This is a genomic window from Psychromonas arctica DSM 14288 (assembly GCF_000482725.1).
Taxonomy (GTDB): domain Bacteria; phylum Pseudomonadota; class Gammaproteobacteria; order Enterobacterales; family Psychromonadaceae; genus Psychromonas; species Psychromonas arctica.
Genome location: NZ_AXWP01000082.1, coordinates 1 through 12,863, shown reverse-complemented (window position 1 = coordinate 12,863; position 12,863 = coordinate 1). Strand labels below are relative to the sequence as shown.

General features: G+C 36.9%; 10 protein-coding genes. 4 read left to right on the top strand and 6 right to left on the bottom strand.

What is annotated here, in order from left to right; translation table 11 throughout:
• Window positions 1–294 (top strand): ISAs1 family transposase (locus tag H592_RS0110885; protein WP_028868807.1); only part of this gene is annotated, 294 nt, incomplete at its 5' end.
• 147 nt (window positions 295–441) lie between these two features.
• Here the strand turns inward: H592_RS0110885 and H592_RS0110880 are convergent.
• The 5 genes from H592_RS0110880 to H592_RS0110860 form a co-directional block, all read right to left on the bottom strand.
• Complete coding sequence (locus H592_RS0110880; protein ID WP_028868806.1) at window positions 442–2,175, bottom strand: methyl-accepting chemotaxis protein; 1,734 nt, start codon at window positions 2,173–2,175, stop codon at window positions 442–444.
• 71 nt (window positions 2,176–2,246) lie between these two features.
• Window positions 2,247–3,257, bottom strand: a complete 1,011-nt coding sequence (mglC, locus tag H592_RS0110875) for a galactose/methyl galactoside ABC transporter permease MglC (protein WP_028868805.1) — start codon at window positions 3,255–3,257, stop codon at window positions 2,247–2,249.
• 12 nt (window positions 3,258–3,269) lie between these two features.
• Entirely contained in the window at window positions 3,270–4,781 is a 1,512-nt protein-coding gene (mglA, locus tag H592_RS0110870) for a galactose/methyl galactoside ABC transporter ATP-binding protein MglA (RefSeq protein ID WP_028868804.1), read from the bottom strand.
• 73 nt (window positions 4,782–4,854) lie between these two features.
• Window positions 4,855–5,832, bottom strand: coding sequence for a galactose/glucose ABC transporter substrate-binding protein MglB (mglB, locus tag H592_RS0110865; protein ID WP_028868803.1), 978 nt, complete (start codon window positions 5,830–5,832; stop codon window positions 4,855–4,857).
• Between the two features lie 655 nt (window positions 5,833–6,487).
• Entirely contained in the window at window positions 6,488–7,492 is a 1,005-nt protein-coding gene (locus tag H592_RS0110860) for a substrate-binding domain-containing protein (RefSeq protein ID WP_028868802.1), read from the bottom strand.
• A gap of 395 nt (window positions 7,493–7,887) precedes the next feature.
• Between H592_RS0110860 and H592_RS0110855 the strand changes: the two genes are divergently transcribed.
• Window positions 7,888–8,616 (top strand): SDR family oxidoreductase, encoded by a 729-nt coding sequence (locus tag H592_RS0110855; protein ID WP_028868801.1) that lies wholly within the window; start codon window positions 7,888–7,890, stop codon window positions 8,614–8,616.
• A gap of 261 nt (window positions 8,617–8,877) precedes the next feature.
• Window positions 8,878–10,410, top strand: a complete 1,533-nt coding sequence (locus H592_RS0110850; protein WP_028868800.1) for a carbon-nitrogen hydrolase family protein — start codon at window positions 8,878–8,880, stop codon at window positions 10,408–10,410.
• Between the two features lie 145 nt (window positions 10,411–10,555).
• Here H592_RS0110850 and H592_RS0110845 read toward each other — a convergent pair whose 3' ends face one another.
• Window positions 10,556–12,004, bottom strand: coding sequence for a sensor domain-containing diguanylate cyclase (locus H592_RS0110845; RefSeq protein WP_028868799.1), 1,449 nt, complete (start codon window positions 12,002–12,004; stop codon window positions 10,556–10,558).
• A 625-nt stretch (window positions 12,005–12,629) separates the two neighbouring features.
• On the opposite strand from H592_RS0110845, the gene H592_RS22075 reads away from it, so the two are divergent.
• The coding region (locus H592_RS22075) for a DUF6444 domain-containing protein (RefSeq protein WP_037071619.1) at window positions 12,630–12,863 on the top strand (234 nt) is incomplete at its 3' end.

The following is a 12,863-nucleotide window of genomic DNA, read 5'->3' as shown; positions in this document are numbered from 1 at the left end:
CGATTCTATATTAGCTCCGCGGATTTAAGTGTTAATGAATTTGCTAATGCGGCTCGAGAACACTGGGCTATCGAAGTTAAACTGCATTGGAAACTCGATACCGCAATGCATGAAGATGCCAGCAGAGTTAGAAGAGAAAATTCTGCAGAAAACTATGCAACGGTGCGTCATACCGCACTTAATCTGCTAAATGCGGACAAAACATTTAAAGCAAGTATCAAGAGAAAACAAAAGAAGGCCAATCGAAATACAGATTACATCGAGCGAGTCCTTACAGGGCAAGGTGCTTCATGATTTCGCCCTGCTGAACGACAGTTTTAGTTAAATACTTAATTATTTACAGGGTCTGAAAAATAGATAATAAAAAACCACAGGTTAAATAACCTGTGGTTTTTTTAGTTTTAGCCAATTTAAACTTTTTAAGTTATTAACAAAATTAACTTAACTTAATTTAAAATGCTCAACTACTTTCACTAATTGTGTTTTATTATTTTTAATTTCATTACTGTTGTTGAGTGTTTTTGTGTCATTTTTCTCAAGCTCTATAACCATATTTTGAATCATAGTCATATTGCGTGATATTTCATTGGTGGTGACACTTTGTTGTTCAGCTGCGGCAGCTATTTGCATATTAAGCGCGTTTATTTCTACAATTGAACTTGTCATTAAATCTAATGACGTCGTGCTCTCTTGCGTGGCCTTAGCCGAAGCCTGACAACCCGCTTTGGTGCTTTCTACTGCATTCACTACGGAAGAGGTACCTGCTTGTAGTTGTGAAAGCATCGTATTAATTTCTTTTGTAGAAGCCTGTGTACGACTAGCTAGTGAGCGAACTTCATCAGCAACTACCGCAAAACCACGCCCTTGTTCACCTGCTCTCGCCGCTTCGATGGCTGCATTTAATGCCAGTAAGTTAGTTTGCTCAGCAATACCACCGATAATACCCAGCACGCTACCAATTTTAGCGATGTCATCGTTGAGGGTGAAAATTGACGCCGACATCTCTTCGACATCATTGATTAGCGCTTCAATACTGCTAACTGAATGGCGTACCAAACCTTTACAGACTTTAGCTTGTTGCGATGAATCTTCAGTGAGCCGTGATGCGCTTAATGCACTTTGGGCAACAGAGTCGGCCGTTGCACTCATTTCACTGATTGCACTTACAGCTTGTTCCGTTTCCTTTGCATGTGAATTTAACAAATCATGATTGAGTGATACTGTGTTTGAGATTTTTGCTACTCCGTTATCTAGTTGCTCTGTTGTGGCGGCAACATCCTGCATAAGTTGCTGTAAATGTTCTGTGAAACTGTTGATACCGGTAGCGATTAAGCCAAGATCATCTTTACTGCTGACCTTTAAGCGTCGTGTTAAATCTGCTTCACCACTTGCTAAGTCGGTAACAACGTCGCGTAAATTTTCGATGGGACGATAAGCAAGTCGCACTAAAAAAATGCCCAAAGCAAGTAACACTAATCCTGCGATGAATAATGCCAAAGTGATCGCGCTATTGATGCTATTGGTTTGCTGGGCAATGTAGGATTTATCAATGTAACCCGTTAAGTGCCATTGTTTATCGCCTACTTTGATTTGGTGTTCTACTTTAAGTAGATCGCCATCGACTTTATTATCAAATAAAGCGAAACCGGCATGATCATTTAATGTTAAATAACTGCCTGGCATTGAAGCGTTTTTGAGTAACGTTTGAATATATGTTAAATCGAGAAAGAAAATATTACCTCGCCCATTTTTACCTGGAATAGTCACTGTGATCACTGCTTTATCATTTTCTGAAAAAATATCACTAACACTCATTTTATCGCCTGCTTTTACAAGCATGTTTAAAATAGGATCTTTTTTAGCTGGGTCAGTCTCGGTACCTTTATCAGTAAACAATATTCCTTGAATTACCTTGTTAATACGAAAGAAACCAGACTCTTTTTGTAATTCATCTAGGCTGTTTGATCCTGTATCAATATTATTAGCCAGTAAAATTTTACTGCCCATATCGCTATTTAACTTATCTCTGACTAGATTAAGTTGGCTGGTGGTGCTCTTAACACTGGTCTCAAAAATGTAATTATTGATATAGAAGTTTGCGCTGAGGTAAGAGGTGAAGATGGCAAGAACAAGAATAAAAATTAAAACTGAAAAAATTTTACCTTTAAAAGACATGTAATGATCCTTTTTAAATCATTAAGGGCAAAAGAATTCACCTTTGCCCTTAATTAATGTCACGCTAATGTTTATTTTTTGTTGGCATATTTCATTGAATCCAAGGCAACAGCGAAGATGATAATGCTACCTTTGATAATGTATTGCCAATATGGGCTAACACCGATATAGGTCATACCGTAGTTAATAATGGTAAAGATAAGTACACCGGTCACAACACCAAGTACACGTCCTACACCTCCGGCAAAGGAAACGCCACCTACGACACAGGCTGCAATCGCATCAAGCTCATACATGAAACCTAAGTTGTTTGTTGCACTACCAATACGGCCTGCTTCTAACATACCGCCGAAGGCATAAAACACACCTGATAATGCATAGATTTTAAGTAACGTGATAGGTACATTCACGCCCGATACTTTAGCGGCTTCTGGGTTACCACCAATGGCAAAGATATTTTTACCAAATACCGTTTTGTTCCAAATGATCCAGACAATAAAGATAGCAATGGCTGCGTAGAAGGTTAGATAGGAGAGTTTAAAATCACCAAAACGAATGAAACCCTGTGCAAATTCAGAAAAGCGATCGTCAAAACCTGCAATCGGTGATGCGCCTACCGTATCAAAGTATAAAGAGTTAACACCATAAACGATGATCATGGTGCCTAAAGTAGCGATAAACGGCGTTACCTTTAAATAGGCAACAATAATACCGTTGATAAGTCCAATTAACGCACCGACAGCACAGACTGCAATGATAACGGCTACAATTGGAATATCGCCTAGGTCCGGAAATACTTTATTAACGTTGTCCGAAGCTTGTAATAAAGTGGCCGATAATACCGCTGCTAAACCTACTTGGCGACCCGCGGATAAATCGGTACCTTGTGTGACGATTAAGCCTGCTACACCCAATGCAATAATAATACGTACAGAGGATTGCGTTAAAATATTACTTAAGTTACGCAAACTTAGGAAAGAGGGTTCTTGAATAACAATAACTGCTAACAAAATAAATAAAACCGCGTAGATACCACCTTCTTTGAGGTAGCGCATCCCGCCGAGTTTCTTCAGTGTGTCCATGGTCAAATCCTTTTATAAATAGAGTGCTGCAAGCGCTAAAATTTCACTTTGAGTGGTTTCTTTGGTATTCACAATGCCTGCAACGCGGCCATTACTCATTACCAAGATTCTGTCTGTGATGCCTAATAGTTCAGGCATTTCAGATGAAATGATCATGATACCTTTGTCTTTGTTAGCGAGGCTGAGTATCAATTGGTAAATTTCAAACTTTGCACCTACATCAATGCCGCGTGTAGGTTCATCCAACATTAAAATTTCAGGGTTTGTTAATAACCATCGACCAATGATCACTTTCTGCTGATTACCACCAGAAAGTGAGCCAATATTAGTTTCGTGGGTTGGTGTTTTGACACTCATGGAGTCAATTACCCACTGTGTATCACTTTTCATTTTTTTGTTGCTGAGCAAACCACTTTTAGTTTTGTATTGCTCTACATTCGCGACCAAAGCGTTAAATGTTATATCTAAATTACTATAAATTCCGGTTGCTCGGCGCTCTTCGGTTACCAGTGCAAAGCCATTATTGATTGCTGCGTGTGCATCTTTATTAGCAACGGATTTACCATGCAAAAGGATCTCGCCTGAGCTGCGTTCGCGAATACCAAATAATGTCTCTACTATATCGGTTCGTTTGGCGCCAACTAACCCAGCAACCCCTAGAATTTCGCCTTTATGCAGATTAAAACTGACATGATTAATGGAAGGTTGGTTGGTTGCGGTGAGATCTTTTACTTCTAAAATAACTTCTTTAACCACATTGGTTTTTTCTGGGAATCGATGTGTTAAGTCACGACCAACCATTTTATTAATGATTTGATCCATATCCAAGCCCGCTAAAGGACGAGTTTCAATCCAGACACCATCTCGTAAAATGGTTATTTCATCGCATATTTCAAAGATCTCTTCCATCTTGTGTGAAATATAAACAATGCCGCATCCTCTTTCTTTTAACTTATTAATTATTTTGAATAAATGTCTGACTTCTTTTTCGCTTAGCGAAGAAGTTGGCTCATCCATTATCACTATTTTAGCGTCATATGAAAAGGCTTTAGCAATTTCTAACATTTGCATTTGAGAAACAGATAAGGTCGCGACTTTAACTTTTGGGTCGATATCAATATCTAATTCTTCGAAGATTTTTTTAGTATCGGTGTACATTTTATTATGGTCAACGAAGAAACCTTTTAAAGGGTATCGGCCTAACCAAATATTATCCATTACCGAACGTTGTAATACTTGATTTAGCTCTTGATGTACCATAGATACGCCGGCTTCTAGCGCTTGTTTTGATGACTCAAAGTTAATCTCTTTACCAAGAAAAACAATTTTGCCTTCATTCTTTTCATAAATACCAAAGAGACATTTTAATAAAGTGGATTTACCCGCGCCATTTTCACCCATCAGTGCATGAATCGAGTAAGGACGCACCTTCAAATTCACTTTATCGAGTGCTTTTACACCGGGGAATTGTTTGCTGATCCCAGTCATTTCTAACAGGAATTCATTTTCTACATTTGTGGTCATAATAGTGTTTCCGGTAGGATTAATGGTGGAAAAGAGGGCTTTTCCACCAGAGTCAACGAACGTTATTTAAACGTTATTCCATAGTACTCTTATCAACACCTACATAAGGAACACGGACTACGTTATCCACTAAATTCCATTCAGTACCTTCTGCTGCTGCTTTTCCTTGCGCTAAATTACGTGTTAGTTCGTAAGTTGCTTTAGCTTGGTTAGGTGCATCATTTAGTACTGTACCTGCCATTTGGCCAGATTTAACCATTGCTAAGGCTTCACTTAATGCATCAACACCAAATACAGGTAAATCTGCTTTACCGTTTGCTTTTAATGACTCAACTGCGCCCATTGCCATGCCATCATTGTTGGCAATAACCACTTCAATATTATTTCCATTTGGACCAGAAACCCATGCATCCATTTTGTCTTTTGCCATTGCGGTATCCCACATAGCAGTATCAAGATGTAGTTGTTCTGTTTTGTGGCCTTTATCGTTTAAAGTGCTAATCACATAGCTTGAGCGTGCTTCTGCATCTGGATGACCTGGTTCGCCTTTTAACAGAACAAACTGAATAACACCATCGCCGTTACGATCCCATTTTGGATTTTCAGCCCATTGCTTAGCAATTAGCTCGCCTTGGATAATGCCGGCATCTTTAGACACTGTACCGACAAAGTAAGCTTTGTCGTAACTGGCTAAATCTTTAGCTGATGGTTCTTTGTTATAAAATACAATTGGGATGTTATCTTCTTTGGCTTTTTTGATAATGACTGGCGCTGCTGCTGGATCCACTAAATTAACGGCAAGTGCTTTAACACCACGCGAAAGTAAAATATCAATTTGGTCATTCTGCATAGATTGACTATTTTGAGAATCATTCATTAAGAGATCAATGTCATCATCTTTTTCTGCTTCTTTTTCAATTGCTTGACGTACTACCGCCATAAAGTTGTCGTCATATTTATAGACAGTAAAGCCTAGCTTGGTATCTGCAATAGCAGAATGACCAAAAGTCATTGAAGCACATAGAGTCGCTAACATAGTTAATTTCTTCATGATAAGTCCTTTCTCAATTATTAATATTAATTACCTAAGAATGGTGGGAGTATTTCGAGCACTCTTTAACCACTGAAGCGAGTCTAGATTAATAAATGTAAAGTAAATGTGACCATCTTTGCAAAACAAATGTAAGCGTTTACATATTTTTCTTTTTGCGAGCTAATAGGGATTGTTACGCTTTATTACAAAGCATTTTTGCTAAGTATTGGTATTTAGATATTTTAGAAATAGGAAAGAAAATTGAACATAATTTACAATGATAAGTGTGTTTTTATCTTTTTATAACATTTAATTTTAATTTTAAGTTATTCATTTTTAAAGATTATTTTTTATTTTTTAATGTTGTAAATTAAGTGTGGATTGGTTTTTTATTTGCAGATTCATTTGTTAATCATGGCGGGGGGAAGTGGAATTTTATTTATGAAACTCTATTTTTATGTATTTTACTAGTGTGCTGGATCACTTTTGACTAAAACAATAAAAAGCAAATTTAAACATATCATAATACTTATTTTATCGATTGTTAATCGATTGTTAATGAGCCTTTAATTCTCGATGACGATAATAAAAACATATAAATAAAGTGCCAAGTAGTCCTGTAGGGAATAATTAAATTGGCTGTATTAAAAGAGTTGTCCATGGCGAATGGCAGTTAAGTATTGGCCTTTGCTACCGAATTTCTGATCACGAGAGAGGGGATGAAATGAAGCTGTTCAGGCTCAATATTGAGATCATTGGTACGTTTTAATGCTAATAATGCCGCTTTTTCAGCCATTAGTGCGATAGGGTAATGCACTGTCGTTAACGCAGGATATAGGTAATGAGCAAGTAAGCCGTCATCAAATCCTATAATAGACAGTGCTTCGGGAATGGCGATACCTTTGTCATGAATTACCGCCAGGGCACCCGCTGCCATGTAATCGTTATAGGCAACAATGGCTGTTATATTAATGGATAAAGTTAATAAACTGTTCATCGCAGCCATACCACCATCTGCATCGGGGTCATTACAAGCGATATATTCACTTGATAAGCTAATACCATTATCTTTTAAGGCGGCTAAATAACCTTTTTTTCTGTCTTTAGCATCTTCAATCGTATGGTTTGATGCAATACACGCAATATTTTTATGACCCTGTTGAATCAAATAATCGGTGGCTAGGTAAGCACCGGTATAGTTATCAAGTGAGATACATCGGTCGGCGATTGCTTCGATATAGCGGTTGATCACAACCAAGCCCTTTATTTCTTGTGCGTAGCTAGTTAACTCTTCATCTGTCAGCCTTTTAGAGTGAATAATTAAAGCGTCGCAGCGATTTTTAATTAATAACTCTATGGCATCTCGCTCTTTTTCTGGGTGGTGATAACCATTCCCAATAAGTGTGTGTTTACCATGCTCATGGGCGATTTTATCGACTGTTTTGATCAGTAAACCAAAAAAGGGATCTGAAACATCACCCACCAATACACCTATTGTATTCGTCTTTTGGCTGACTAAGGCTCTGGCAGATTCATTCGGGCGATAGCCTAGCTTTTGCATCGCTTGAGTCACGGCTGCAATGGCTGATTTACTGGTCTTAGGAGAGTTGTTTACAACACGAGATACAGTGGCAATCGATACACCGGCTTCTTTAGCTACGTCCTTTATTGTAGACATTACTTACCTTATAAAAATAAATATTAAATGGTTTTAATCCATTCTTATGTAGTTTTAGCTATGTAATTTTAACTATATGACTTTAGCTATGTAGTTTTAAATTAAGCGTGATCGTATTCGTCAAAACAAAAACAATAAGTCATATATACACTTAAATAATATCTTTTGCTGAAAAGAATAACGTTTAATCGCTCCATTAACCCTATATTGGTGTGTGATAGTTTACTTTTATTAACCATATCTCAAACTTATCAATTAACTATTCGGTAAGGAGGGAGTGCTTGATAGGTTGAATATTGGAGGTGTTATTGTTCACTTCATCCAATCGTTTTTAACCGCAGCTTGAATGTAAGGAATAATATGAGCCTATCGATACCGTCTCAGGGGGAAGTCTAATGTCAGTCACGTTAAAACATAAAAATATTTTGGTAACCGGCGCAACGTCTGGCATTGGCCGTTTGCTTGTTGAGCGGTTAGCTTCATTGGGATGCAATCTCGCTTTTTGCGGTCGCTCTAGCCAAAAGATGCAAGATGTTGTGATGAGTGTGGTTAACCTAAGTTTAACGGAGGAAAAGCATTACCATCAGGCTTTTGAACTGAGTGATTATGATGCGATTGCCAGCTTTGTCAGTAATGCAACCACGCAATTAGGAGATATTGATATTTTGATTAATTGTGCCGGTGCAAACACATCAAGAGATTCAGTCGTCAATATGGATATTAATGACTTGCAGCAGATGTTAACAATTAACATGCTCGCTCCTTGTGTGTTTATGCAACAGGTCTATAAACAATCCATGAAAACACAACAAAAAGGCATGGTCATTAACGTGATGTCAACGGTTTGCTCCTTTGCAAATGAAGGGATAGCGGGTTATACCGCTGCTAAATCTGGTTTGGATGGGTTAACTAAAGTATTTAGAAAAGAGGTTAGAAATGAAGGCATTAAAGTCTGCGCAATTTATCCTGGTGGCGTAGATACACCTTTCAGAGAAAGTGAACGACCTGAGTACCTTGAGCCGATCTGCGTTGTTGAAGCGATCATCTATATGGCAAGCCAAACTGGCAATGTCTGTGTTGATGAGTTAGTGGTTAGGCCTATGATTGAGAAAAATTATCCGTAAATAAAAACATAGGAGCACCATTCTTTTTTAAATCAGGCGTTGTTGCTCGATTACTTAGTTACTTAGTTACTTACTAACGACTTAGATGCCTAGCGACTTATTTTCACTTTCTGGCATTTCTATTGTGATATTTCTATAGTGGACTTTTTGCTGTCGTACTTTTACCGGTTTTTCCGTTATGGTTTATATTTTTATTTTCTATAAACAAATGAAAAACTAAAATATACTCAAAGCTTCTATAAAGTCAGGTAGGATTGTTCAATGCAAAACATAGAGAATGTAGAATTATCGATATTAAGTCTTGATGACTATCAGGAACTAAAAACGACCATGATTGAGGCTTACACCAATGTTTCTCTAGCGAGTGCTTATTGGGAAGAGCAGCATATTCAATCGTTAATTAGTAAATTTCCCGAAGGTCAGATAGTTATTAAAGTAAATAATCAGTTGGCGGGTTGTGCACTTTCTATACGTATTAATGATGCTGACTTTAATGATGCTCATACTTATGATGATATTACAGGGACGGGAAAAGATACTTTTAACACCCATAATGACGAGGGTGATACCTTATATGGTATTGATGTCTTTATTAAAGCGGAGTTTAGAGGTTTACGTCTTGGTCGTCGTTTGTACGATTACCGTAAAGAGCTATGTGAAAGATTAAATTTAAAAGGCATCACCTTTGGTGGTCGTATACCTAACTATCACAAATATTCAAATGAGCTATCTCCTAAGCAATACATTGATAAAGTAAAACGTAAAGAGATCCATGATCCGGTTTTAAATTTTCAAATCTCCAATGATTTTCACCCTGCGCGTATTTTAAAAGGTTACCTCGAGGGAGATAAAGGCTCTAATAATTATGCGGTATTGTTAAAATGGAACAATATTTATTATGAAGAGATAAACAAAAAAGAAGTGCCAACTAAAATGCTGGTACGTCTTGGTTTAATTCAATGGCAAATGCGACCTTATAAAAACCTTGATGAGTTAATGGAACAAGTAGAATATTTTGTTGATGCGGTCGCGGGTTACCGTTCAGATTTTGCATTGTTTCCTGAGTTTTTTAATGCTCCTTTGATGGCTGAAAATAATCACCTAAGTGAACCGCAAGCAATACGTGAATTAGCTAAGCATACGGAAACAATAGTTCAAAAATTTACTGATTTAGCGATTAGTTACAATATCAATATTATTACTGGTAGCATGCCAGAAATAGTCGGAGATCGACTCTATAACGTCGGTTATTTGTGCCGTCGAGATGGTACTAAAGAGCGTTTTGAAAAGCTTCACGTGACTCCCGACGAAGTTAAAGTTTGGGGAATGGATGGTGGATCTCAACTACAAGCTTTTGATACGGACTGTGGAAAAATAGGTGTTTTAATTTGTTATGACTCGGAGTTTCCTGAATTAAGCCGAATTCTAGCTGATGAAGGAATGGATATTTTATTTGTACCTTTCTTAACTGATACTCAAAATGGTTATTCTCGAGTCAGAAATTGTTCCCATGCTCGTGCGATTGAAAACGAATGTTATGTGGCGATTGCTGGTGGAGTAGGTAATTTACCTAAAGTGCACAATATGGATATTCAATACGCGCAGTCAGCGGTATTTACTCCTTGTGATTTTGCTTTTCCTGCTAACGGGATCAAAGCAGAAGCAACGCCTAATACTGAAATGATCTTGATTGCGGATGTTGATATTTATTTATTACGCGAACTTAATCAGTTTGGAAGTGTGAAAAACTTAAAAGATAGACGCACAGACCTATTTGAATTAAGAAAGCGCTAATAACCCGTACATTAATAAATCTGTCTTTAATAGATAGTATGATGGTGAGTAAAGTTAACTCACCATCATACTGTTACTGAAAAAATACTGTTACTGAAAAATATTCAGCTTCTAATTATAGTCATTTCATTAAGTATGTGATCAGTTATTTAGCGGAATCATGATAAATCTCTGTTCTATTCCTGCCCTTTTCTTTAGCTAAATACAAAGCTTTATCTGCATCTTCGAAAAGTGTCTCTTGGGTATCATCTGTGAGCATCGTTTTGACACCAATGCTAATCGTCACCGAAATTGATTTACCAGCAAATGTAATGATCAGATTCTCGATACTTTTTCGAACAACCTCTGCCGCTTTATAGGCTTCGTCTTTGCCACTTTCAGGTAAAAGAATTAAGAACTCCTCACCTCCCCATCGAAAAATAATATCAGATTCTCGAATATTGCTTTTTACGTCTTGTACTAAGGTTTTTAAAACTACATCCCCGGTCGGGTGTCCGTAGGTATCGTTAATTTTTTTAAAGTAATCAATATCTAACATCAGTGCGGATAATGAAGTTTGTGTTCTTTTGGATTGTGCGTGTGCTTGTTTAAATAGGGCGTCAAAAATTTGCCGATTAGCACAGCCTGTTAATTTATCCGTGGTAGCCATTGTTTCTAACTTTCTTTGATAACCAGAGATAATTAAATGCACAAAGGCAACCAAAATAAGTGAAATCACAAAACTAACGCTTAAATTAAGGATTAACGTATTTTCAATTCGCTGTTCAGCCTCATTTTCTTTCTGCGCAACAATTAAGTACCAGTCAAATTCAGGTACAAAGCGACTATTAAGATAATGCTTTTGACCGTCTTCTTCGTACTCTATCGAATTTGTGGTTGTATCAAGTATCTGCGATACAAATTCGGACAAACCTGGATTCTGATGGATATTAATATGTGTATTACTAGCAAAGCCACTGAGTACTATCTCACCATTTTTATCAATAAAGTAGATTTCTCTGTTGTAACGATTTTTATAATTTTCTATTAATTTTTGTACTGCATTAACGGCCAGACCAACCCCAATGGCACCAATATAACTACCATCATAATCATAAACTCGATAATTAATAAAGATAGTAAACGACGTGCGATTAGCTGTATCCACATCAACATTAATCTCATAATCTGACGTCATTTTTTGTACTCGAAAATACCAGTCGTCTTGTTTATCTAATGCGCTGACAGGTTTTAATATCCCCGTTGAATGGTAATAGTGACGCGTTTTATCCGAGACAAAGAAACTGGTCACTGTGCCGTAATGTAATTGCACTTCATTAAGGTATTTAACAATGGCTGTTTCATCCTCTTCTCCGTTTATTACCCAATCACGAACAAAGGTATCCTTGGCCATCATAGATGAAATAAAAATGGGTCTTAACAAATCGCGTTGAATTTCTGAATAAATATTATCACTGGTGAGTGGTAACGTGCTTTTGGCTATCTGTGTTCTGATCGATTCATTGGCTGTGTAGTAACTAACGAGGCTAATAAATAAAAAACCAGACATCAACAAAACAATTAATAAGATAAAGCGTAATTTTCTATTCCACATTAAAAGTCCTTTTCCTTTTCCTTTTCCTTTTCCTGTTACTTTATTCTTTGAGATAGTGGCTGAAAGGTTGTGTTGGTATAATCCTTTGTCGACTTTATTCGATTGGCTATTGCGCTAACTTTACAAATACCTAAATGCTATAAAAATAAAGCATAACTTACGCCATTGAGTCATATTTTTAGCTTTTGTGAGCAGCTAATTTTTTTATACAAGTGTGATCTTATGTCTTATGGCTCTCGTAGGTATACCTGTTACCAATCAAAATGCATTATTCAGTCGCTAGATAGAATATCAGTGTTAGACGTGATGTGAACAATTTTCGAACGATTATCTGTGTTAATCCTTTAACGGGGTGTTGGTGATAAATGACATTTTAAAGATGATATTAAAACTCGCAAAGAGACTTTAATTTGACATTTGTACCTATAAGTAGATAGTTATTTGAAGTTGTAATAAGCTGAATATCATTTAAATATAAGGTGTGTTTATAGTAAACGTAATCGTAACTACTCAGCACCTAATTCACATTTTTGATAGTTTATAGAAGATCAAAAAGGATCAACTTGATTGATCCTTTTTAGTCGTTACTCTAACTACTTTCTTCCTATTCCTATGATGAGGCAAAATGAAAGTAAGTGGTCTCGATATTGAGAGTAATGTCGAAAAGATAAAACAACAGATAGAAGCCGATAAAACATTATCGCCTTCTATGCGCACAACGTTAGATTTATTACTGCTTATCGTTAATTTGCTTTGTCAGCGTCTCGGCCTCAACAGTCGTAATAGTAGTAAGCCACCATCAAGTGACCCTAATAGAGAAAAGTCCCCAAAAAATAATAGTTCAAATACAACTGGTGGG

Bases quoted from the DNA above. Each gene is read 5' to 3' on its own strand.
- H592_RS0110880 (WP_028868806.1), bottom strand. From the start codon at position 2,175: ATGTCTTTTAAAGGTAAAATTTTTTCAGTTTTAATTTTTATTCTTGTT.
- mglC (WP_028868805.1), bottom strand. From the start codon at position 3,257: ATGGACACACTGAAGAAACTCGGCGGGATGCGCTACCTCAAAGAAGGT.
- mglA (WP_028868804.1), bottom strand. From the start codon at position 4,781: ATGACCACAAATGTAGAAAATGAATTCCTGTTAGAAATGACTGGGATC.
- mglB (WP_028868803.1), bottom strand. From the start codon at position 5,832: ATGAAGAAATTAACTATGTTAGCGACTCTATGTGCTTCAATGACTTTT.
- H592_RS0110860 (WP_028868802.1), bottom strand. From the start codon at position 7,492: ATGTCTACAATAAAGGACGTAGCTAAAGAAGCCGGTGTATCGATTGCC.
- H592_RS0110855 (WP_028868801.1), top strand. From the start codon at position 7,888: ATGTCAGTCACGTTAAAACATAAAAATATTTTGGTAACCGGCGCAACG.
- H592_RS0110850 (WP_028868800.1), top strand. From the start codon at position 8,878: ATGCAAAACATAGAGAATGTAGAATTATCGATATTAAGTCTTGATGAC.
- H592_RS0110845 (WP_028868799.1), bottom strand. From the start codon at position 12,004: ATGTGGAATAGAAAATTACGCTTTATCTTATTAATTGTTTTGTTGATG.